The sequence below is a fragment of the Cohnella herbarum genome (genome assembly GCF_012849095.1).
GTDB classification, from domain to species: domain Bacteria; phylum Bacillota; class Bacilli; order Paenibacillales; family Paenibacillaceae; genus Cohnella; species Cohnella herbarum.
This window is the reverse complement of the sequence record NZ_CP051680.1, coordinates 58160-82285: the sequence shown is the minus strand read 5'-3', so window position 1 is coordinate 82285 and position 24126 is coordinate 58160. Positions and strand designations below refer to the sequence as shown.

The 24126-nt window shown below is 52.6% G+C and carries 18 protein-coding genes; 4 read left to right on the top strand and 14 right to left on the bottom strand.

The window, feature by feature from the left end; translation table 11 throughout:
* Window positions 1-453 precede the first annotated feature (453 nt).
* A complete protein-coding gene (locus tag HH215_RS00385; RefSeq protein WP_169278094.1) occupies window positions 454-1686 on the bottom strand; it encodes a LysM peptidoglycan-binding domain-containing protein in 1233 nt (410 codons plus the stop codon).
* Window positions 1687-2621: 935 nt separating this feature from the next.
* Window positions 2622-3923 carry a glutamate-1-semialdehyde 2,1-aminomutase gene (hemL, locus tag HH215_RS00380; RefSeq protein WP_169278093.1) on the bottom strand — a complete coding sequence of 434 codons (1302 nt, stop codon included), beginning with the start codon at window positions 3921-3923 and terminating at the stop codon, window positions 2622-2624.
* 96 nt (window positions 3924-4019) lie between these two features.
* Here hemL and HH215_RS00375 point away from each other — a divergent pair, with 96 nt between their 5' ends.
* Window positions 4020-4682: a Crp/Fnr family transcriptional regulator gene (locus HH215_RS00375; RefSeq protein ID WP_169278092.1), complete on the top strand. Its 663-nt coding sequence runs from the start codon at window positions 4020-4022 to the stop codon at window positions 4680-4682.
* Between the two features lie 29 nt (window positions 4683-4711).
* Here the strand turns inward: HH215_RS00375 and hemB are convergent, their stop codons facing one another.
* The 6 genes from hemB to hemA are packed head-to-tail and all read right to left on the bottom strand — an operon-like array spanning window position 4712 to window position 11156.
* Window positions 4712-5701, bottom strand: a complete 990-nt coding sequence (gene hemB, locus HH215_RS00370) for a porphobilinogen synthase (RefSeq protein WP_169278091.1) — start codon at window positions 5699-5701, stop codon at window positions 4712-4714.
* A 3-nt stretch (window positions 5702-5704) separates the two neighbouring features.
* A complete protein-coding gene (cobA, locus tag HH215_RS00365; protein ID WP_169278090.1) occupies window positions 5705-7255 on the bottom strand; it encodes a uroporphyrinogen-III C-methyltransferase in 1551 nt (516 codons plus the stop codon).
* A 4-nt stretch (window positions 7256-7259) separates the two neighbouring features.
* On the bottom strand, window positions 7260-8198 hold the full coding sequence (gene hemC / locus HH215_RS00360; protein WP_169278089.1) for a hydroxymethylbilane synthase: 939 nt from the start codon (window positions 8196-8198) through the stop codon (window positions 7260-7262).
* A gap of 8 nt (window positions 8199-8206) precedes the next feature.
* A complete protein-coding gene (locus HH215_RS00355) occupies window positions 8207-8866 on the bottom strand; it encodes a precorrin-2 dehydrogenase/sirohydrochlorin ferrochelatase family protein (RefSeq protein WP_169278088.1) in 660 nt (219 codons plus the stop codon).
* Window positions 8867-8902: 36 nt separating this feature from the next.
* Entirely contained in the window at window positions 8903-9724 is an 822-nt protein-coding gene (gene ccsA / locus HH215_RS00350; RefSeq protein ID WP_169278087.1) for a cytochrome c biogenesis protein CcsA, read from the bottom strand.
* Between the two features lie 22 nt (window positions 9725-9746).
* A complete protein-coding gene (gene hemA, locus HH215_RS00345) occupies window positions 9747-11156 on the bottom strand; it encodes a glutamyl-tRNA reductase (RefSeq protein ID WP_169278086.1) in 1410 nt (469 codons plus the stop codon).
* A 346-nt stretch (window positions 11157-11502) separates the two neighbouring features.
* Here hemA and HH215_RS00340 point away from each other — a divergent pair, with 346 nt between their 5' ends.
* The 3 genes from HH215_RS00340 (at window position 11503) to HH215_RS00330 (ending at window position 13898) form a co-directional block, all read left to right on the top strand.
* Window positions 11503-12300, top strand: a complete 798-nt coding sequence (locus HH215_RS00340) for a Gmad2 immunoglobulin-like domain-containing protein (RefSeq protein WP_169278085.1) — start codon at window positions 11503-11505, stop codon at window positions 12298-12300.
* 139 nt (window positions 12301-12439) lie between these two features.
* Complete coding sequence (locus HH215_RS00335) at window positions 12440-12958, top strand: sigma-70 family RNA polymerase sigma factor (protein ID WP_169278084.1); 519 nt, start codon at window positions 12440-12442, stop codon at window positions 12956-12958.
* Window positions 12951-13898, top strand: coding sequence for a DUF4179 domain-containing protein (locus HH215_RS00330; protein ID WP_169278083.1), 948 nt, complete (start codon window positions 12951-12953; stop codon window positions 13896-13898). The genes HH215_RS00335 and HH215_RS00330 overlap by 8 nt, the downstream gene beginning before the upstream one ends.
* 62 nt (window positions 13899-13960) lie before the next feature.
* On the opposite strand, the gene speD is transcribed toward HH215_RS00330, so the two are convergent.
* The 6 genes from speD to HH215_RS00300 form a co-directional block, all read right to left on the bottom strand.
* Window positions 13961-14362, bottom strand: a complete 402-nt coding sequence (gene speD, locus HH215_RS00325) for an adenosylmethionine decarboxylase (RefSeq protein WP_169278082.1) — start codon at window positions 14360-14362, stop codon at window positions 13961-13963.
* A gap of 413 nt (window positions 14363-14775) precedes the next feature.
* Window positions 14776-15366 carry a non-ribosomal peptide synthetase module gene (locus tag HH215_RS00320; RefSeq protein WP_169278081.1) on the bottom strand — a complete coding sequence of 197 codons (591 nt, stop codon included), beginning with the start codon at window positions 15364-15366 and terminating at the stop codon, window positions 14776-14778.
* 153 nt (window positions 15367-15519) lie between these two features.
* A complete protein-coding gene (gene yihA / locus HH215_RS00315; protein WP_169278080.1) occupies window positions 15520-16164 on the bottom strand; it encodes a ribosome biogenesis GTP-binding protein YihA/YsxC in 645 nt (214 codons plus the stop codon).
* 42 nt (window positions 16165-16206) lie between these two features.
* Complete coding sequence (gene lon, locus HH215_RS00310) at window positions 16207-18651, bottom strand: endopeptidase La (protein WP_169278079.1); 2445 nt, start codon at window positions 18649-18651, stop codon at window positions 16207-16209.
* A gap of 118 nt (window positions 18652-18769) precedes the next feature.
* Window positions 18770-20533 (bottom strand): ATP-dependent protease LonB, encoded by a 1764-nt coding sequence (lonB, locus tag HH215_RS00305; RefSeq protein ID WP_169278078.1) that lies wholly within the window; start codon window positions 20531-20533, stop codon window positions 18770-18772.
* 236 nt (window positions 20534-20769) lie between these two features.
* Window positions 20770-24105, bottom strand: a complete 3336-nt coding sequence (locus HH215_RS00300) for a DEAD/DEAH box helicase (protein ID WP_254450318.1) — start codon at window positions 24103-24105, stop codon at window positions 20770-20772.
* Window positions 24106-24126 lie beyond the last annotated feature (21 nt).

Below are 24126 nucleotides of genomic sequence, written 5' to 3'. Positions count from 1 at the left end.
CACAAAAACCTCCCGTCGCAAAGGACGAAAGGTAAACTTCCGTGGTACCACCTTCGTTCCGCTGGGCATCTCTCGCCGCAACGGCACTCGTTGCAAAATAACGGTTGCTACCGTCCGGCTCTATAGGAAAGTCCCGAATTGGACGTCCGTTCAAGCAGGAAACTCCAGGGCGACTGGTAGCGGTTAGTTGTCCTGCGGAACCTCGCAGCGCTAATTAACAGCGGTTCCGCTCTCTGAAGGGTTTAACCCGTACTCTTCCCTATCCGTGTCTTTCTTACCTATTCTACCCGCCGTCCGAAGGAGAGTCAATACGGACGAAATCCGATGCCGTTTGTTATACTGAAGCTCGTCCCGGTCCTTATGCCAAACAATGCGTTTTCGTTGAAAATACGGAAAAGCCGAACCCCGTCGAAACGATACGAGGTTCAGCTTAAACATCGATTATGGACGATCCTATGGAATATACAACACTTGCCCTTCCGATAAGTAAGGTTCGTTTAGGCGATTGTACAACTGAAGTTCCCTCGGCTGCACATTGTATCTGTTGGCGATCAGGTCGAGCGTTTCTTCGCGCTGGACGATGCACATTTTCACCTTGCGGAAGGATTGCGCCTGCGCGCCATTATTCAAGAACAACCGCGTCCATTCCAACTCGTCGCCCGAACTCTGAGCGGACTGGCTAGCCTGCTGCGCTTTTTCCTCGGCTTGGGCTGCCTCTAGAATACGAAGCTCCGCTTCCCGTTTCGCGCCCTTATCGCCCAATTGGGACAGAAGTCCGACCCCGAATTGGGATTGGGATTGGGATTGGGATTGCGCTTGCACGGCATCCAAAGCCTTTCCTCCCAATGCTACTTTCACATCAGGCTTATCTTCCGGTTCGATGATCGGTTCGGAAGCGAATCCAAAGCTGGATTCCTGAAGAAGCACGTCTTCGACCAACCGTTCCTTTGTCACGTCTCCCCAAGAGGATTCCTCGATCGGCTTGTTCTCCGACTGAAATTCCGGATTGAAATCAATCGATTCTTCTTTCCGCGACTCTTCTAAATTCTGAAACATGGACAACCAATTATTTTCCTTCTGAGCAGACGTCTCTAGAGCGATTGCATCCGTCTCGGACTGAAGCCCCCAAGCATCCTCCCGATCCTGTTCGATCAGCTCCGTCTCTGACTCGGATGCGTAATCGTCGGCCGACAGGTCCTCCGAGCTCACTACTTCATACAGGTCACGGTCTTGTCGGTAACTCGCTTGTTGCTCCTCGGTTTCCTGCTCGGCTTGATGAACGACCGTGAAACTGTCGTCCCGCCAAATCGGGCTTTGAGCCGATTGAACTTGTAATCCTCTCAGCGCCAGCACGCCCGTTACGTTTAGCGATCGCGTCGTAAGCAAGTCTACATCGAAATTATCGATTTCCACCGCAAGCTCCTCGACGCTCTGGATACGGTTCAGAGGCAACGAGATCTCCACCGGTATCCAGTGCTCCAATTGGGATACGCCCGCGGAATCCTGGGACCGATAAATTCCCGACAATAACAAATGACCTCTCAACAACACTTGATCGTCCTGGGGCAGCGCCTGCATATGGGGCACTAATTCGATTTCTTCCAACTCTTCGATCGCGGCTACATCGTCAGGCAGATGCACACGTTCGTAAATATCGAATCGTAGCCCGTTCAACTGGTCCGTCACGACGAAGTCCTCCTTTCGGCATAAGGGCTCGATTTGTTTCGATCGGGCCCTTTACAATTCACTAATTATCTATATGCCGTCGATAGGCAGGCATGACTGAAAATGCAAACAACCCCCGGCTTTTTGCGCGGGGGTTAGCGGGGGAGGGCAGGCTGGCGCTCTTCCCGCTATTGAGCGGGGGAGGAACTGGTTGGGACGCTTTAGCCCGGCTGGGTCGGTTTAAATCGGCGAATTTTTAGCCGAATAGGCTACTCTAGCACGGCGATGCCCGACGCTGACTTTAGCGCACTGAGAGTACTCTACACCCACCATCCGATGCCCGACGCTGACTGTAACGCACTGAGAGTACTCTACACACACCACCTGATGCTTGACGCTGACTGTAACGCACTGAGAGTACTCTACACACACCACCTGATGCTTGACGCTGACTGTAACGCACTGAGAGTACTCTACACACACCATCCGATGCTCGACGCTGACTGTGACGCACTGAGAGTACTTTACACACACCATCCGATGCTCGACGCTGACTGTAGCGCAGTGAGAGTACTCTACACACACCACCTGAAGCATGACGCTGACTTTTGCACACTGAGAGTACTCTCTCCCCCGTTGCCGGTTGGCCAAACCTTGGTCGTTTCTTGTTTATTGCGGGTCCTGCCGCTTTAAATCAGCCAAATCCGTCTCCTGTGACCTTTTAGAGCGGTCCTGCCGCTTTAAATCGGACACTTCCGCCACAGTAGGCACTCTAGCCCATCCAAATCGCCTCCATTCGGCCCTCCCGACCAACTTCCTGTCTAGATTCTCATAAGCCCTCCCATCTACCTTCACACTGACTGTTCTATCTACTTTCCCATCAGCCTTCCCGCGACCGAACCACGCAAAAGGGACCCCCCGCCAGCTCCAAGCCGGCGGAAAGTCCCTTTTCTCTATTAAAGCTTCTCCAAAGCCGCCCGATGAGCGGCGATCGTTAAATCGATGTCCTCGTCGGAGTGTACGATGGACACGAACCAGCCTTCGAACGGAGACGGCGCTATGTTCACGCCATAATCCAGAAGCCTACGGAAAACGGTGCGGAACCGTTCCGTATTCGCGGTCTTGGCAACGTCGTAATTGATGACGTGCTTGTCCGTGAAGAACGGGCAAACCATCGAGCCGACCCGATTGATGGTCATCGGAATTCCGGTTTCCCGAGCATTGCGTTCAAGCCCCGCCTGCAGGCGCACGGATTGACGTTCCAGCAGTTGATAGGCCTCATCGGTCATCAGCTTCAGCGTCGTATAACCGGCTGCCATGGCTAGCGGATTACCGGACAACGTCCCGGCCTGGTAGATCGGGCCCACTGGAGCCATGTGCTCCATGATTTCCCTGCGGCCGCCGTAAGCGCCGACAGGCAAACCTCCGCCGATGACTTTGCCTAAACACGTCAAATCCGGAGTAATGCCGTATAAACCTTGCGCGCAGTTTTTATGAACGCGGAATCCGGTCATGACTTCGTCGAATATGAGCAAGCTGCCATATTGGCTAGTGACCTCGCGCAAGCCGCTCAAGAACCCCGGCAACGGAGGCACGACGCCCATATTGCCCGCGATCGGCTCTACGATCACCGCGGCGATCTCCTCGCCGTATCGTTCGAAAGCCAGCTTAACCGATGCCAGATCGTTATAAGGCACCGTTAACGTATGCGCCGCGACGCTCTCGGGAACGCCCGGGCTATCCGGCAATCCCAAAGTAGCTACGCCCGAACCCGCTTTAATGAGTAAGCTGTCCGCATGTCCGTGGTAAGAGCCTTCGAATTTCAGAATCTTACTCCGTTTCGTGTAGCCGCGGGCTAATCTTAGCGCGCTCATCGTCGCTTCCGTTCCGGAGTTGACCATGCGCACGATATCTACGGACGGAACCCGCTCGCATACGAGCTCGGCCATCATCGTCTCCAGTTCCGTAGGCGCGCCGAAGCTCGTTCCTTTTTCGGCGGTTTTCTTTATCGCTTCAACGACTTCAGGATGGGCGTGACCGGCGATCAAAGGCCCCCAGGACAGCACGTAATCGATATACGTTTGACCGTCGATATCCGTGATCCGGCTTCCCGCGCCTCTTTCGATAACCAGAGGGGTAAGCCCTACGGATTTAAATGCGCGAACAGGGCTATTAACGCCGCCCGGAATGACATTTTTCGCGCGTTCGAACGCTGCTTTGGAGCGTGTTTCCACGCGTTTTCGATGATTTTCGCTCATCTTCGTCACGTCCTACTATCAGAATTGGAAAAGGCTGTGGTAAACTTAGGAAATATCATATACCTACCGTACCTAAGTAGAGCAGGAGAGATATCGATGATCGAATGGTTAAAGAAGGTATCGCTTTTCGATAACTTGAACGATGAACAGCTCGAGCATGTTCTTAGAATATCCCATAGGCGCACGCTGAAGCCGGGAACGATTCTCTTTCACGAGAAGGAGATGGGATTGACCTTCTACGTCGTCCTGTCGGGCTCCTTAAAGCTATTCACCAAAAGCAATTCGGGAGAGGAAAAAGTACTCTCTCTCGTCAACGCCGGCGAAAGCTTCGGGGAATTATCCTTGCTTGACGGACGTCCTCGTTCCGCTTCCGCGCAAACGTTGGAAACGACGACCCTGCTGGAGCTCAGCTCCGAACAATTCATGGAGTTGATGCAAGCCCATTTCGATATCACCAGAGGCATTCTAGCCGAGCTGTGCCGCAGGTTGCGCACGACGAACGAACACGTGAACGATCTGACCTTCCTCGACGGACGCACCCGGGTGCTCAAGAACCTCATATCGTTGGCCAACAAGAACGGCAAGCGAAGCGGGAATATCATCTCCATCCCCATGTCGCTGAATTACGACGAACTCGCTCAGATGGCTGGAGTGAACAAGGCCGTACTTTCCGAAGTAATTCGCGAATTGGAATCCCGCGGCGTTCTGCAGTTCGGCATCAACGAGTATAAGCTAAATTTATTGAAGCTTCGCGGTTAAAGCCAGCCCTTACAACCTTAAGCCCTTAATTATCTACCTTGCAACCAACGCGCGGCATCCTTGGCATGATAAGTGATGATCAAATCCCCACCCGCGCGTTTCATGCCGGTTAAAGTCTCCAGCACGATCTCCTTCTCGTTAATCCACCCTTGCAAAGCGGCCGCTTTCACCATGGAATACTCCGCGCTGACGTTATATACGACGATCGGCAACGAATAACGATCCCTCAACATTCTAACGACGTCCAAGTAAGCAAGACCCGGTTTCACCATCAAGAAATCCGCGCCTTCTTCCACGTCGGACTGCGCCTCTCTTAGCGCTTCGCGGGCATTGGCGGGATCCATCTGGTACGTCTTGCGATCCCCGAATTGCGGCGAAGAGTGAGCGGCCTCGCGGAACGGCCCGTAATACGCGGAGGAATACTTGACGGAGTAAGACATGATCGGCGTGTTCTCGAATCCCGCTTCGTCCAATCCTTGGCGGATTGCCGTCACGAAACCGTCCATCATGTTGGAAGGAGCGATGATATCCGCCCCTGCCTTCGCTTGAGAAACCGCCGTCTTCGTTAACAGTTCCAGCGAATCGTCGTTGCCGATCTCCGCACCGCATTCCGTCGTATGAACGACTCCGCAATGTCCGTGATCCGTAAACTGGCACAAGCACGTGTCCGCGATAACGACGATTTCGGGATACAACGATTTGATTTTGCGAGTGGCTCTTTGCACGATTCCGTTGTCGTCGTAAGCGGACGTTCCTAGCGGATCTTTATGGTCGGGCACTCCGAACAGAAGCACCGCCTGTATTCCTAAATCTACGATTTCCGCAAGTTCTTGCTCCATCGTATCCAGAGACCAATGGTAAACGCCGGGCATCGAAGTAATTTCTTCTTTAATCCCTTCGCCTTCCGTTACGAAAATCGGAGCGATGAAGTCATTCACCTCGAGATTCGTTTCTCTAACCAAACTGCGCAAGGCCGCGGAATTTCTCAGCCTGCGATTTCTAACGATCGGATATGCCATTTGTTATTCTCCTTTCGCGATGCGCCGTCTTTCCACCAGCGCTTCCACTAATCCGTCTATCGTATAGTTCTCCGGAACGATCGTCACTTGCAATCCCTGATCTTCGGCGGTCTTGGCGGTAACGGGTCCGATACAAGCGATCTCGATATTCCGCAAAGCATCGACAGGATCGCTAACCCCCAATCGTCGCAACGCTTCGATTAAATTAACAACCGTAGAGGAGCTTGTAAAAGTAATCACGTGAATTTCGCCGTTGGTCAACATTTCCGGCAGCCACAAATCGCGCGGAGCGGACAGCACCGTATCGTATACGTCGATCTCGACCGTCCGGACACCGTGCTCTCTCAACTCCCTAGGCAAAATCTCGCGGGCCAGATCCCCTCTCGGAAGCAAGGCGAGTTGCCCTGGCGCTATGAGAGCTTCCAAGCTCTTCAGTAAACTCTCCGCGCGAAAGCTTTCCGGTAACAGGTCGGCTCTTATCCCGCGCAATGCGAGAGCCTCGGCCGTTTTCGGACCGACCGCGGCGAACTTGGCCCGATGAAACCGACGAATATCGACCCCGTAACGATCTAACCAACGGAAAAAATACTCGACTCCGTTAACGCTCGTTAGCATGACCCAATCATATGCCTCGGCTTGTCCTAAAGCTTCTTCGATCGCCTTGGTCGCTTCCTCCGAAGACGGCAGCTTCGTTTCTATGACGGGAAACTCGTAAGTTTCCCCTCCTAAGTCGTCGATCTTCGCGACTAACTCGCTCGCCTGAGAACGGGCTCGCGTGATGAGAATTCTCTGGCCGAACAAAGGTTTGTTCTCGATCCACGACAACGTCTCCCGTTGGCGAACGACATCTCCGACGATAATGACCGCGGGAGGCTTGAGATTCTCCGCTTTGACCCTTTCATCGATATCGGCAAGCGTGCCGACGACGGTTCTTTGCTCCGCGCGAGTTCCCCATTGCACGAGAGCGACGGGGGTATCGGGCGATCTTCCGTGTTTGATCAATTGTTCGCTAATATAAGCGATTTTGGCTACGCCCATCAGAAAGACGAGGGTGCCGGTAGCATTCGTGACCTTATCCCAATAGATCGATAAATCGAGCTTGTCCGGACTTTCATGGCCGGTAATGACGGAAAAGGAAGAAGCCATATCGCGGTGCGTCACCGGAATTCCCGCGTAAGCCGGTACGGCGATCGCCGAAGTAATGCCCGGTATGATTTCATAGATAATGCCGTATTTCTGCAATAAGCCGGCTTCTTCTCCAACACGGCCGAATACGGTCGGATCTCCGCCTTTCAGCCGAATGACGGTTTTGCCTTGGAGCGCGAGATCGACAAGCAATTGATTGATTTCTTCTTGCTTCATCGTATGACGATCGGGCAGCTTCCCTACGTAAATCCGCTCCGCGTCGGGTTTCGCATGGTTAAGCAATTGAGGTCCGGCCAAGCGGTCGAACACGACGACGTCGGACCGCTTCAAAGCTTCCAGTCCGCGCACCGTAATCAGCTTCGGGTCGCCAGGACCCGCCCCGACCAAATAGACTTTTCCTTTTGCCATTCGACTATTCCCTCGCTTCAGCTAGAATATGATCAGCGCCTCTGCGAAGCAGAACTTGCGCAACATCCGAGCCTACTTGGCGCGGGTCCGAACCGACGGCCGATTCCTTAAGTATCGTCGCGCCATCCGGCGAAGCTACCAATCCATTCAATAGAATCGCGGAATCCGGGGAACTCGTCTCCAATTGCGCGTATGCCCCGATCGGCACCTGGCAGCCGCCGTTCAACAAACCGAGCAAACGGCGTTCCGCGGCAACGGTCCGTTCAGTCGCCCGATCGTTCAGAAGGCCGAGCAAGCCGAGTAAATCCTCGTCGTCCCCTCGGCATTCTATCGCAAGAGAACCTTGCCCGACGGCTGGCAAACAAACTTCGGGAGAGAGATATTCCGTTATGCGATCCTTCCATCCCATCCGGTGCAGGCCGGCCGCCGCGAGTAAAATGGCGTCGAAGCCCTCCTCCTCAAGCTTGCGCAGCCGCGTGTCGATATTTCCCCGGATCGATTCGATAACCAAATCCGGCCTATATGCCTGTAACTGCGCGGATCTGCGCAGACTGCTCGTTCCAATCCGAGCTCCAAGCGGCAACTCCGATAAAGATCTGCCATCCCGGCTAATCAAGCAATCCCGCGGATCTTCCCGTTTCGGCGTCGCTCCGATCACCAAGCCATCGGGAAGTTCGAACGGCATGTCCTTCATGCTATGGATAGCCATATCTATTCCGCCGCTCATCAAGGCTTCTTCGATCTCCTTGACGAACAATCCTTTCCCGCCGACCTTCGATAAGGTTACGTCAAGAATCCGGTCTCCCCGGGTGACGATCGGTTTTACCTCGAACGTATACGCTAGATTGTCTCTTTCGCAGAGTTCCTGCAGCAATTGTATCGTTTGGTTCGTTTGCGTCAACGCTAGCGTGCTTTGTCTGGAGCCTACGATGATCTTACGCATGGGTTAATCTATCCCTTCCGGTCATTTACTCGTTGCCGTAGCCGCGCGATCAACTCCGGCTTGTCCATATCTTTCAACCAAGATGCAGATCGGAATTCGTGCAGCGCCTCGTCCGTAACCGCAACTTGCAGCATCGCGCGGCGTTCCGCCGGATCCGACACTTCCGATTTGACGATGGAACGGATCGTTCTCAGTACTTCAACGTTCTCATTGTATTCCGGGCCGTACCTTTCGGCAAGCTCGCTTACGATGCGAGAAGCAAGAGCAGGCCCTGCCCCCGAAGTACTGGCGGTCAGGACCAATCCTCCGCGCCTCAAGACGGCTGGCACGATAAAGTCCCCTTTATCCCCGTCATCCGCAAGGTTGGCGGGGATAGCCCGGCTTCCGGCCGCCTCCGCAAGCCGGCGATTCGCTTCCGGATCGTCCGTAGCGGCGAACACCAATACGGCGTCATCAAGATCGCTATCCTCCGCTTCTTTTTCCAACCATCGCACTTTTCCCGCATCGGCCAAATCTCGCAGCTCCGGGGACAACTTCGGGCTTATCACGTAAACGCTCGCTTGCGCTTCAAGCAAACCGGCCGCTTTGCGCCCCGCGACGGTGCCGCCGCCGACCACGACGCATTTGCGCCCCGCGATCTTATACATCATAGGGTACCAGTCCGACATTCGCGCGAACTCCCTTCGTATTCGGTTATCGCTCGTCTATAACAATTGATGAAACGAAGATAACGAGCTTGCGAAAAATCCCGTAACCAACAAAGCATATCCGAGCATATTCCACACGGCCAACTTGGCGCCATCGTCTAGCGAAGCTACTCGTCTAATCAAATAAACGACATAGAGTATCGCTGCCCCGAAAGACAATAACACCTTCTCGTCCAGAAGCTGCTCCGGGCTTTTGTCGAGAAGAAGCGCTACCGTCCCCGTAGATAAGGATAGGAGGAGCAACGGGATGCCAATCAGGCTTGTCCTATAAGCGAATTGGTCGATCCACTCCAAGCTCGGCATTCTACTCATGACGTGCGACCACTTCTTCGCTTTGAGCTTGCGATGAAGGAACATATACATCAATGCGAGTATCGCCGCGATCGTCAACAGCGCGAATGCCAACGTGATCAAGCTTACGTGGACGATCAAGAGCCGTCTGGCAACTTCCCAAGGCTCCAACTCCATCGATTGCTTCGGACGCTCGATCAGATTAAGAGCTAATACGGCAAATCCTACGACGTTAACCAGCAAGACGAGCAGTTCCGCCCTCATGAGGCGATTAAGGATCAACGATGCCGAGACGAGCAACCATGAAACGATGAATAGGAAATCCCTTAACGTCAAGGTAGGGACGGTAAAACGATCATGCAGCAGTACTAAAATAAAAATTCCTTGAAGAATCCAAACAAAAACAAGCAGCCCTGTTCCTACCTTCTTCGCGCTCCGGTTGCCGGAAGCGGCGTCGGACACGAAAAAAAGCAGACTCAGGGCGTAAATATAAAGAACGGCATCGGTTAACCAATCCTGCGTTACCATGGGGGCAGCGCCTCCCCTTGCGTTATCGAAGCGCACCCGCCAGCTGGGACAGCAATTTCTCCATGTCCAGAGCTGGGCTCGGGGCTGCTTCCAAACCTTTAGGAGACGAGATTTTATCTTTGCGGGCTTTCGCTCCGGCTTTCTCTTCCGCCTTCAGGTGGGCTACCTCGTCTTCCAAAGCAAACAATTGAACGAATAATTTCATCGCCTCGTCGCTGCGTTTCTCCGCGGCCAATTCCTTAATCCGAAGGATCGGATCATGGATGACTTGGCTTACGATGCTTTTGGTCAGTTTGCGGATGACCTTCACTTGACGTTCGTCCAGTTCGGGAAGTTTGCGAAGCAAACTTTCCAACGTGGTTTCCTGAATCGCCGCCGCTTTCTCTTGAAGCGCCCGGATTAAAGGACTAACCCCAAGCGTTGCATACCATTGCTGATAAGCTTCCTGTTCCAGCGCAATCATGTCTTCTATGATTTCCGCTTCCTTGCGACGCTTAGCCATATTCGATTCCACGATCCCTTCGAGATCGTCGATATCGTACAGGTAAACGTTCTGGATATCGCCGCAAGACGGTTCGATGTCGCGAGGAACCGCGATATCGATCAGGAACAACGGTTTTTTCTTCCGCGCGGACATAGCCGCTTCGACTTGTTGGCGCGTAATGACGAACCGTTCGGCGCCGGTACTGCTAATCACGATATCCGCATCCTTCAAGCGTGCGATCGCGTCATCTAACGTCATCGCGGAGCCTTGAAACTTATCGGCAAGCTCCTCGGCCTTCTCCAACGTTCTGTTAACGACGTACACTTCCTTAGCTCCGTTGGCATGAAGATGCTGCGCCGTTAACTCGCTCATTTTGCCGGCGCCGAAGATCATAACCTTCTTGTCGTCGAATCGGCCGAAAATCCGTTTGCCGAGCTCGACGGCAGCATAACTTACCGAAACCGCGCTTTCACCTACCGATGTTTCCGAATGCGCGCGTTTAGCCAACGTAATCGCTTGTTTGAATAGATGGTTAAACAGCGTTCCGGTAGCTTGCTGGTCTTGCGCGAGCAAGAAAGCATCCCGTACCTGTCCCAATATTTGCGTCTCGCCGATGATCATCGAATCAAGTCCGCTAGTGACTCTGAAGAGATGCTCGACTGCGCGGTCGTCTTCGTACATATAGAGATGAGAGTTAAATTCCTTGCGCGGAATATTGAACCACTGTTCCATGAAGGCGCGGATATAATGTCCGCACAGATGAAGCCGGTCCACGACCGCGTACAATTCCGTCCGGTTGCAAGTTGCCACGATTACGCCTTCGAGAATGCCCGTTGTCTGCTTCAACGCTTGCAAGGCAAGCGGCATCTCGCGTTCGGACAACGCAAAACGTTCCCTCATCTCGACGGGGGCCGTACGGTAGTTTAATCCGACAACGATTAGATGCATGAGCATTCACCTGACTTTCTGCGTAGGAGTAAGGGCTAGCCTGTATGTCATCGATTATTATAGCACAATTGGACAGCCACTTTGCCCTTAAATATGAAAACTTTATGAAAACCGCGTTAAGCGCATTTTTTCTATTGTCGGCGATTTGTTCCATTCGTATTCCTGAAGGCCATGAGAATCGTACCGCCTATCCAGCCGTTTATCCGACTAGAAGAAAATGGAATTCAAGTTCGTGCGTCTTTTCGCCTTGCTCATCCATCTAACCTCTGTAAACTTCATGAAGCGCGCCGTAACCATGGTTCAACAAAAAATAAACAAGGCGAAAGCCAAAAAGGAGATTTTTTATATGAACAAAACATTAGCAATCGGGACAATCGCGGCATCGGTCATAGCGGGATCTACGCTTATCGGTTTTCTGACAACGACGATCGCCGACCGCAATACCGTGCAAGCCAAACAAATCGTCATGCAAGAAATTCAGCACCAAGCCAAGCTTCCCAAACCGAACCTTAACGTCGGAATTGCAACGAACAACGATTCATTCCGCAACGTTGCCGCATATAAGCAATCCCTGATCTTCGACCTTCAAGGGGAAGCAAGAGTGTTCGAAGGAACTTATAACTACGCCATTAAACAAGGCCGGAAAATCATCGCGTCGGGCTTCGGAACCGCTTCGATGGGGGGGCCTGAATGGGGCGAAGTAAACCAGAAAATTGCCGTTCCGGTAAAAAAGCTGTCGGGACATGATCCCCTCACTATCGAACTGTATGAAATCGATCAGGAAAGCGGCAAGCAGGTACGTAAAGTCAACATCCCGCTTACTTTGGGGACAAGCAGCGCCAAATCCGAAAACGAGTCTTTCCGCAACATGAAGATTGCTCCGGCGTCGCTTAAGTATTCAATAAAGGGCGAGGCGCGGATGTTCGAGGGTACGTACAATTACGTCGTAAAGCAAGGAGAAAAAGAAATTACCACGGGCTTCGGCACGGCCTCGATCGGCGCACCCGACTGGGGGAAAGTTAATCAAACCATAACCATTCCGACGGCCAAGCTGAACGGAGATCAGCCCCTTACGTTAGAGTTGTTCTCTTTAGATCAAGAGAGCGGCGAAGCTGTCGACAAACTAACGTTCGATCTTGCATAGGAGACTTGGGCGGCGTTGTGCAACGCCGCTTTCTTCTTCGTAGGCGTTACCTGAAATACCTGAAATACCTGAATGATCGAAGCTGTGCAGGAGAGCCTAAAACGAGGTGTATCTACTTAAAAGGAGGTCGCGCGGGATTGTGAATGAAACCGAATTGGTGAAAAAAGCGATTGCCGGCGATGACGATAGCTTCTCCAAGCTTATGGCGACCCAGCGAGATCGACTGTACCGTATCGCTTACACCTATGTGCGGAACCGGGACGACGCGCTGGAAATCGTGCAGGAAACGGTGTATCGCGCTTTGATATCCGTTCATAAAGTCCGGGAGCCGCAATATTTCAACACATGGCTAACGAAGATCGCCGTCAATTACGCGCTTGATTTTATTCGCAAAGCGAAAAAAACGGTATATATCGACAGCGATATCGAAGCTGAGTACGTTCCCGAGCAAACGGAACAACATATCGATTTACATCAAGCAATGGATAGTCTCGACGAGAAATCGAAAACGGTTATCATTCTGAGATACTTCGAAGATTTGCCCTTAAAAGAAATATCGGATATTCTCGATTGGCCGCTTAGCACGGTGAAATCCACCGTTTATCGGGCTTTAGCCAAGCTGAACGTCGATCTGAGGGAAGGTGAAGACGATGAATAAGCAATTAGATCCGTTAAAAAAAGCATATGATGAAATCGTCATTCCGGAACAGCTTGCTGCCGTAACCGAAGCGGCTATCGAGCGGGCTCGCAATGAACGCAAGCGTCAAAGACAGAAGCGAACGAACCGGTGGGTAACACGCTTTACCGCTACTGCGGCAGGTTTGTTCATTTTGTTCGCCGTCAGCGTGAATACGATGCCCGCTCTCGCAAGCAGCTTGGAAGACGTTCCCGGGCTAGGCAAATTGGTGCGTATACTGCAGTTTAACCAAGGCAGCGCCGGTGGCGGCGTCATTACGGACAGCACCGACATCAACGTCATTTCGCTGCAAAAGAAAGACGACCTCGAGCATATCGCGATCCATTTCCAACAAAATAATCAAAACCAGCAACACGTCAATTCTTTCAGCGTCCGTTACAGCGAATATCCGAATACGATGACTTTTGCCATTGGGGGAGTTAGACGCTTTACGGCCGAGCAGGATTTGGCCGCCCTATTGAAAAGCGATCTGATCGAAGACGCTTATCTCGTCGTTTCGCTCGACGATTCGCTCGTTCGTTTTAATATTACATTAAAGAAAAACGTCGTGTACGAGGTCAAAGAATTCAAAGAGCCCGCGCAAGTCGTTCTAACGCTCAAGCCGGACACATCCGAAACAAGCCCGCCGCCCGTATATTCCGTTCGAACCGCTTCTTCGCCTTTCGGAGAATCGCAAGGAATTTACGAAGAAACGCTGCTGGGTATAGAAGGAGTTCGCACGTTGAAGGATAGGCAAGGCACCTTCTTCGTGGAGGCCGGTTACTATGGTACCGAGGCCGAGGCCCGGACGTTCCTTGACGAATTGAAAACCATATACGGTTTCACCGATAACTTGTATATCGAAAAGCGGGAAGCGCTGCAAGTTCCCGAAGCCATTAACATCGACGAGACTGTCCGGTAGGCGCTCGCTCCCGGAAATAAAAAAAGCCATGAGTTAATCCCTCATGGCTTCATTGCCGATCCTTATTTAACGAATTCGACCTGCTTCATCATCGGTTCTTCCACTTGCAACTCACCGAGTCCGCGGATCAATTTCTTCGCGTATGTTTTTTCCGGTTTCAGAACGTCGACAAGATAATCGATTGCCGCTTGAGGATCCACCGTTTCGCCACAAGTATAACAGTCTATCGCGGCAAAACCTTTCTCAGGGTACGTGTGAATGGAGATGTGACTCTCCGATAGCAAGACCAATACCGTTGCTCCTTGCGGTTCGAATTGTTTCGCTTGAACCGAGAGCACGGTCGCGCCGCATGCTTCGGCCGCTTCCACCATGTGCGATTGGAGAAGTTCCGCACTGTTCAGTAAATCAATGTTTCCTCCCCATGTATCAACCGCAACGTGCCGTCCGAAAGTCGAATATTCCATCTTTCGGTTCCCCCTTCCTAGGAATAAAATGTGTAACTGATTTCATCCGCTAGGACCTACGTCATTCACTTGGAGGGAATTTGCTCTCACCGCATTCCTTGAGTGAATCCTGGTTCCTATTGTATTGAGTTGTCAACGAATCTAAAAATAACATCTATCCGGGGTAAATGCAATAGTTTTTTTCGTAGGTTAAAAAATCCAAATTTTCCGCGCCCCGTCTAGGTTTTCTCCGTTCTTACGTTATAGCGGGAGAGTGCGGCTTTCACGTCCTAAATTATGCGAACGCACAGCGATAAGTGCCTCATCCTCCAATTAAAAATAGCTTCGTCGTCCACGGGACGTCGGTACGCGTCCAAAAGAAAAGAGCCATCGAGATGGCTCTTTCTCCTGCATTTGCATGATCCGTAATCGCTTTAGGCTTCCAGCGAAAATAACATGCGGCTATGGTATTTCAATCTTTGGTCGATTTCGTCGATAAGTTCTTTTTCCTTCGTCTGGTTGCGGATGTCCAGTAACTCGTTTACCGAACCGCGCAAACGGTTGATTTCTTCCTCGACCGAATATAAATTAAACTGGGATTCCAATCGGCCTAACGTATCCCTATGCTCGAATACCGTTCTAAGAAGTTCTCCGTTGCTCTCCACGATTCTTGCGACTTGACCTTGGATATAATGGTAAATCATCGTAAAACCTTCGTAAATCCGATTAACGACCGCGTCGCCTTTGAAAGATGAAACGAGCTTACGCAGCGCGTTGGTCAGTTTCGGTTGAACGACTCGGCACGTCAGTACGCAACGGTACTGCCCGTTCGCTCGTTCGAATGTCATGCGGATGGATTCTCCGCCGGCATCCTCTTCCAGTACAACCTCTTGATTACCGTTATCCATTACGAATACTTGCAGTCGAAGCTGTTGAATCTCGCACATCGAGATCAATCTTGGCATTTCGGCTTCCGTCAGTGTCAGGCTGGCATTGACATACTCCGTGGCTACCCGTCGAGCCATAAAATCTCCTCAATTCCCATTGTCTAGCGATTGTGTTACTCGATAACTAAATTATATTATACGCGAATTCTCACGCCGTTTCCTCTCGCCTGAACGTGATTTTCCGGGAAAAAACGCGCAAAAATCGATTCCTCCCGCGATCCTGCCAACTTTTTACCCGTTATCCTCTGTTTCCTGCACGATGTTAGGGGGTTCAGAGGGGGGATTAAGCGGTATTCCTGCCGATTCCATGATCATGCTCCATAATTCGTCTCTTCCTTGACCCGTTTCCGAGGAAAACAAAACCAAGGGTACGTGACCGGGCATTCCCAAGCTTTGGCGGATGATCTTCATGTGTTTCGGCCACTGGGAACGCGACACTTTGTCCGCTTTGGTGGCGACGACAGTCATCGGAATCTCATAATGCGATAACCATTCATACATCCGTTGATCTTCCGCCGAAGGGGGATGCCGCAGGTCGACGAGTTGAAGCACCAGCTTCAGCGGCTCGCGTCCTCTTAAATACCGTTCGATCATTTTACCCCAGGCTTCGCGCTCGGACTTGGATACCCTTGCATATCCGTAACCGGGAAAATCAACGAAGAATAATTCCCCGTTGATTTTGTAGTAATTGAGCGTTTGCGTCTTGCCCGGCTGTTGGCTCGTTCTGGCTAAGTTACGGCGCAACAGCATCTTATTGATCAGGGATGACTTCCCTACGTTGGAGCGGCCGGCCAAAGCCACTTCCGGCAGTCCGTCCTCCGGATATTGGGCCGGACCGACCGCGCTAATGACAAATTCGGTTTGCTTGATTTTCATATGACGAAAGTTCTCCTATCGATGTGCCTTCTGTACTTCTTGTCAGTGCGTGCCCAGAGGAGGAGTATCCTCCCGCTCTTCGTTTACCGCGGGTTGAATCGTGGGAGCCCCCGCTTTCAACCCTTCATCCTCTTGTCCCTCCGCCGTCGATAGCGGAGCGAATGGGTCGGTTAAGGCATGCAGCAGTACCTCGTCCATATGGGCAACCGGCACGAAGGTTACTTTCTCCCGTACGCTTTCCGGTATGTCGCGCAAATCCCGCTCGTTGTCTTTAGGCATGAGCACCTTCGTAATTCCGGCGCGATGAGCCGCAAGCGACTTCTCTTTCAATCCGCCGATCGGAAGCACCCGACCGCGCAGCGTGATCTCTCCGGTCATGGCGACTTCGCGCGATACTTTGCGGTTCGTCAAGGCCGAGATAAGCGCCGTGGCGAGAGTGATGCCCGCCGAAGGACCGTCTTTGGGAATCGCTCCTTCGGGAATATGAACGTGAATGTCGTTCTTCTCGTGGAATTGCGGATCGATGCCCAGCTCTTTCACCCGGCTGCGCGTATAACTGAACGCGGCTTGGGCCGATTCCTTCATCACGTCGCCCAGTTGGCCCGTTAACGTCAGCTTTCCGCTTCCCGGCATGACCGTGACTTCGATCACGAGAGTATCTCCGCCGACTTCCGTCCAAGCGAGTCCGGTTACGGCGCCGATCTGGTCTTCTTGCTCCGCCATTCCGTAGCGGAACCGCGGCGGTCCGAGCAGTTCCTTAAGCTTCTCTTCATCGACGACGAACGGAGCGGCTTCGGCGTTCGCGACGATCGCCTTCGCCGCTTTCCGGCAGATCGAAGCCAATTGCTGCTCCATGTTCCGCACGCCGGACTCCCTCGTGTAATGACGGATAAGCGCCATTAGGGCGTCGGTATTCAGCTCGAGCTGATCTTCCTCCAGCCCGTGATTGCGCTTCTGCTTCGGCAGAAGATGGCGCTCGGCGATTTGCAGCTTCTCAAGCTCCGTATAACCGGGAACTTGCAACAGTTCCATCCGGTCGAGCAACGGTCTCGGGATATTATGAACGACGTTAGCCGTCGTCACGAACATAACGTTGGAAAGATCGAAAGGCATCTCGACGTAATGGTCGCTGAACGTCGTATTCTGCTCGGGATCGAGAACCTCGAGCAACGCCGAGGACGGATCTCCGCGGAAATCCATCGCCATCTTGTCGATCTCGTCCAACAGGAACACGGGATTCGCCGAACCGGCATTGCGCATTCCCTGGAGAATACGGCCCGGCATCGCGCCGACGTAAGTCCGGCGATGACCGCGAATTTCCGCTTCGTCCCTGACGCCGCCAAGAGAGACTCGAACGAATTCTCGTCCGAGCGACTTAGCGATCGATTTAGCCAACGAAGTTTTTCCGACGCCGGGAGGGCCGACTAGACAAAGAATCGGTCCTTTCAGCTTCTTGACGAGCTTCTGCACGGCCAAATACTCCAACACGCGCTCTTTCGGCTTCTCTAATCCGTAATGCTCGTCGTTCAAGATTTTCTCCGCGTTCAAGATGTCCAGATCGTCTTCCGTCATCTTCGTCCAAGGCAACGCCAACAACCATTCGACGTAGTTGCGGATAACCGCGCCTTCGGCGGAAGATGCCGGCATCTTCTCCAGACGGTCGATTTCCTTCTCGACCTTGGCCGCGATTTTCTCCGGAAGCTCGGCTTCGGTCATCTGCGCTCTGAGTTCTTCCACCTCGCCTGCGCGGCCTTCCTTCTCACCGAGCTCCTTCTGGATCGCCTTCATCTGCTCGCGAAGATAATATTCCTTCTGCGTCTTCTCCATTTGCTTCTTGACACGCTGGCTGATCTTGCGTTCCAGTTCCAGCACTTCCCGCTCGTTGTTCAGGAAGTCGAGCAGCTTCTCGAGACGGGGACGAACCTCGACGGTTTCGAGAATATCCTGCTTATCTTTTATTTTGAGCGACAGATGACTCGTGATCACGTCGGCCAATCTCCCCGGCTGATCGATATCGGACACGGCGGCAAGCGTCTCCGGAGTCACCTTCTTGGATAGGTTGATATAATGCTCGAACTGGCTTAGAACGGCGCGCATAAGCGCATCTAACTCGGAATCGTTCGTTTGGCCCTCATGAAGCTCGTGGGCCAGCACCTCGTAGAATTCGTCGTTAGGTAAATATTGTTCGATCTCCGCCCGGTTGACGCCTTCCACCAGAACCCGGATCGTTCCGTTGGGAAGCTTCAACATTTGGCGCACTTTGGCGATGGTTCCGACTTGATAGATATCTTCCTGCGTCGGTTCCTCGATATTGATCTCCGATTGCGAGCATAGCAAGATCATATGGTCGTCGATCATGCATTGCTCCAAAGCTTTAACGGATTTCTCCCGGCCTACATCCAAATGAAGCACCATGCTGGGATACACGAGTAGCCCTCTTAAGGGTAGCAGGGGAATGGAACGACTCTTTTGTTTGCTCGAACCCATAATTGACGCACCTCGCAGTATTGGAACGATTTCAAACACTTCAGTCATTGTATCAAATGTATTCGCTCGCCGCAAAAAAAGAGCCTCCGGAATCGGCGGCTCTCGAAATTGTCGTGCATTACCCTTCGATCCGGCGAGGTGTTCCGTCAAGCGCCGGAGGCTTGGTCTGAGCGGTCCCCGCATGCAATACCGAACCTGCGGGCGCGGCTGCGAATGCGTCCGCCGCAACGGGCAACTCGCTCTGTTGCCACTTCGTTTCCACCCAAGCCAACTGATCCCCGAACACGTGGCGGAAAACGTCCTCCATCCGGTCGACCGGGATGACCCGCACGCCTTCAAGGCCTTCGAAGATCGCCTGCCAGTTTTCCTTAGGGATAATAACCGTATCGGCCCCGGATTGAAACGCGGCTTCGACTTTGGCGACGACACCTCCTACCGGCTTAACCGCACCGTGAATGCTAACCTCGCCCGTCATGGCGATCTTGTTGTCGATAGGTTGCTTCGTCATAGCGGACGCGATCGCAACCGCCATCGCAACGCCTGCGGAAGGACCGTCTACCGGCGTTCCTCCCGGGAAGTTAATGTGCAGATCGAAGTTCTCCGGCTGGAAGCCATTGCGCCTGAGCACGGTCAGCACGTTATCTAGCGAGCCTTTGGCCATGCTCTTGCGACGTAACGTTCTTTGTCCGCCGCCCAATTCTTCTTCCTCCACGACGCCCGTAATGTTCCATTGACCTTTGCCTGGCAAAGCGGGAATCGCCGTCACTTCGATCTCGAGCAACGCCCCCATGCTCGGCCCGTAAACCGCCAATCCGTTCACGAAACCGACTTGCGGTTTGGTCGGTATTTTCCGGTCCGGACGCGGAGGAAGCTGGCTGCTATTGACTACCCATTCGACGTCGGCCGCTGATAATTCATCCCGATTTTCCGAAAGCGCCAATCCTGCCGCCAATTGAATAATATTGACTGCCTCGCGTCCGTTCGTCGCATAACGCTTGACGACGTCCAGCGCGTCCTGACGGGGCGAAAAGCCGATCTTGTGGATGGCGTTCTCGGCGATTTGCGCGATCTCTTCGGGCAGCAGCGGACGAAAATACACTTCCATGCACCGGCTTCGCAACGCCGGAGGAAGCTCGCCAGGCGACCTTGTCGTCGCGCCGACGAGCCGGAAGTCCGCTGGCAGCCCATTCTGGAAAATATCGTGAATGTACATCGGAATATTCGTATCTTCCGCATGATAATACGCGCTTTCCAAATACACCTTACGGTCCTCGAGCACTTTCAGCAACTTGTTCAACTGAATCGGATGCAGTTCTCCGATCTCGTCGATAAATAAAATTCCTCCGTGCGCTTTCGTTACGGCTCCCGGCTTAGGTTGCGGAATCCCGGCGACTCCCATCGCCCCCGCGCCTTGATAGATCGGATCGTGAACGGAGCCGATTAACGGATCGGCGATGCCTCGTTCATCGAATCTGGCCGTCGTCGCGTCGATTTCCGTAAACTTGGCGTCCAGACGAAACGGAGAAAGCTTATTTTTTTTCGCTTCCTCCAAGATCACCCGCGCGGCGGCGGTTTTGCCGACTCCCGGCGGCCCGTATACGAGTACATGCTGGGGATTGCTGCTGCAAAGAGCCGCCTTAAGCGCCCGCAGTCCTTCTTTCTGCCCGACGATGTCCGTGATCGTAGCGGGTCTTGTTTTCTCCGACAACGGTTTGGTCAAGGAGATCGAACGGAGCTTGCGGAGCTTATCCAGCTCCTTGCGGGATTCCCGGTCGACCGCGCTGCGATTGTTCTTCTGATTACGCAGCAAATTCCAAAAATAAATGCCTATGACTACCGCAAAAAATACTTGCACTAGCATAAGAACCATACTCAAAGTCATCTGGATCATCCTCCCCGATCGCGCCCTCGGGTAGGCGCAGCTAAAAACCAAGCATAAACGGCCTCAACCGTCCTTAGGGATGGTGGGGGAACGTTTATGTCGGAGACATTTCAGAAAAGTAGTCTGGATTTTACGCTATCTGAAATGTAAAAAAACCGGCACCCGGGCTATACATGGTAGTATTGCCCGAATACCGGCAGATATAGTCATCGGGGGAACGTCTCGATGCCAATTTATTAGATTTCCAACAACTCGCGAATATCCTCTTCCGACAACGTCGATAACGCCGTTTCTCCGGGTTGGATGACCTCGTCGATCAGATCCTTCTTCCGCTGCTGAAGCTCCAGCATTTTCTCCTCGATCGTCCCTTGAGCGACGAGCTTGATGACTTGAACGACCTTCTTCTGTCCGATGCGATGCGCGCGGTCCGCCGCCTGCTGTTCCACCGCGGGATTCCACCATAGGTCGAATAAGACGACGGTGTCCGCTCCGGTTAAATTAAGTCCCGTCCCGCCGGCTTTCAACGAAATCAGGAAAATATCCCGTTCGCCGCCATTGAATTCGTCGCACATTTCCAACCGCCGCGCCGACGGCGTAGAACCGTCCAAATAAAAATACGGCGTGTCCCGCTCGTCCAACTGCTGCCGAATAATATCGAGCATCGACGTAAACTGGGAGAAAATGAGCATTCTCTTGCTGCTGCCTTGACATTCCTCGATAATTTCGAGCAACTGGTCCAGTTTGCCCGACGATCCCTCGTAGCCTTCCAGGAAAAGAGCCGGATGGCAGCATAGCTGCCTTAACCGAGTTAATCCCGCTAAGATCTTCATGCGGTTTCTTTGAAAGCCGCCCTCGGTTTGCAAATCCTTCACGATATCGGATTGCAGCTTCTCCAAGTAAGCTAGGTAAAGTTGCTTTTGTTCGGTCGACAGCTCGGAAGGCTGCACGCTTTCGATCTTGTCGGGCAGTTCCTTCAACACTTCTCCTTTAAGCCTGCGAAGAATGAACGGCTTCACGATACGCGCCACTTTATCGCGGGGTAAATCCGTGAACGATTTTTTGCCGCTGAACAACCCAGGGAATACGGCGTCGAAGATCGACCAGAGTTCGTCGAGCGAGTTCTCGATCGGCGTTCCGGTGAGAGCAAAGCGCTGCCCGGCTTGCAAACGTCTGACCGCATGGGAAGTAAGCGAGGCATGGTTCTTGATCGCTTGCGCTTCGTCAAGGAACACGGTGCGGAAGCTCATCTTCTCGTACCACTCGATATCCCTTCGCAGAAGCGGATAAGATGTGATCCATACGTCGACGTCCTTCAGTTCGGACATCATCTCGCTGCGTTCCTGACGGTCTCCCGCGGCGACGACCGTTCGTAGCTGCGGGGCGAACTTCTTGCATTCGCGTTCCCAATTGTAGATCAGCGATGCCGGCGACACGATGAGAACCGGAGAAGATACCGAGTCCGCTTCGGCTTTACCGCCTGCTTCCCCATTTTCATCCGCTTTCCCGTTTTCCTCGACTTGCGCGATATCCGATACGATGTACGCAATGCTTTGAATCGTTTTACCCAATCCCATGTCATCCGCAAGAATTCCGCCTAGCCGATAATGGGATAACGTCTTTAACCATTGGTACCCGTATTTCTGGTAATCGCGCAGCACGGAATCAAGCTCCGAAGGAACTTCGAAGTCGAGGTTGTCCGGATTCCTCAAGTTATCCCACAACTTGCGCAACGTCTTCCCAAGCTGAATTCCGGGAGAATTTTTGCCGAATTGATCCATGAGCTGGAATCCGCGCACGGCGGGCATCCGAATACGATTTCCGCTCATGTCCGGCTTCCTGAGATCGAGTTCCTCGAATAAGCGGTTAATTTCCCGGAAGCTTTCCTGCTCGAGCGAAAGAAATTGACCGCCGGGGAGCCGATAGTATTTTTTCTTCTCCACGATATTGCGCAGCAGATTCTGAATTTCTTGCTCGTCCATGCCTTCCATGTCGAAAGAAACTTCCAGCCAGTTGGTTCCGATATCGACGTCGATGCGGGCTTTAGGCTGGTATTCCACCGTGCGCATGACCGTTCTTACCGAATCCGTCGCGTAAATATCCACGTCATCGCCGAGTTGAGGCAATATATCGTACAGAAAATCGTAAATGTCGTCTTCGTGGTCCAAGTAGACGTCGCGCCCGTTAAACTTGAACGATGCGCGCTCGATTAGCGCCATAATGCGGTTTTCCCGATCGATGTCCCTCATCAGAATAACGTCGTCCCTGGCATTCTTCATCGCTTTCTGCGGTAAAGGGGAGATAACGATGTCGTCGTATACGTATTCAAGCCTCGCTAGCAGCCTGCTTTCTTCAAAATCCAAATGCAGTCTGGCGCTGAGCGGCGGATTGATGATCCGATCGGCGATTTGCGGAGAGATGTCCACGTTCACGAACTGTTTCAACCCTCGAACGACTCTGTCGATGAACGCTTCGATTTGGTCCTGAGCGATCAATAGCCGGGTGTTTTTCTCGTAATGGAACATTTTTTTCAAATCCGAAATCCGCTTTAGTTGCTCGGGATCGGACTTGAACAGCAATCCGTTAACGATTGCGACGCCGTAATTGTCCATGAACGTGGAGTTTTTAAGTCCTTCGATCTCAAGCTGGTACCCTTCGCCTCCGGCTTTATTCAATTGCACCGAAATCGGCAACGTGCCATCCATCAGTTCCATCGGATGCGTACCGACGGTTTTGTCTTCGAAGCTGATATTCACATGCTCCAAGAGCGGCAGCATTTTCTCCCATATCGCCGGAGGAATGACCAATATCCTCTCTTCCCTGTGAGAGTATGAGGAGAAAGAGTGGAACAAATCCTTGTAGATTTCCTCGACGTTCATCGCTTCGACCAGCAACTGAACGAACCGGGCATCGAATTCCTTGAACTTGTGCTCTGAAGGATCGTACGAAAAATGCTTCGCGAACGACATGGAGGTTCCCGCATCCACGTGCTTCAAGAAATCTTTGATTCTCTGCACGATATAGAGCCTCGATAGCCCGACTTTCATCGATACGGCGAACATAGGCTTGTTCGAGAAGCTCTTCACGAGCTTGCAGGAGTACTCTACTTCAAGCTGCTGCATATCGAATCCGTCTTCGTCGATCGCGTTAGGCTCAGTCCCCGACTGTCCGCTTAATACGCGGTCGAACAAGAAGATAACCTGCTTCGTCAGGCGGGTATCCTTCTCGGAGATCTCATCGGTCTCGGCAGGCGACTCTTCGGCGGTCGCATCCGCGAGCTTTAACAGAACGGCCGCGATATGTTTGCAAAAAGAAAGCGGGGAGTAGGCGGCGCATTCGCATGAAGCCCCTACCTCCCCGTCTCCGTCGATTACGATTTCAACCTCGTACCGGTTGCGATTCGATCCTTTTACGATTGCGCGGTACCCGGCTCCTTCGGCTTCCGTCCTGACGGACAGAACCTGACCCGCGCGGAAATACGCTTCTCCGCGCATGTAAGAGGCGGGTCCGCATAGCTCTTGGATCGATTGTTTATTGAGTGCGAATTCCTTCACATCCCCTATGCGAACCATCATTTATCATCCCGCAATTCATTC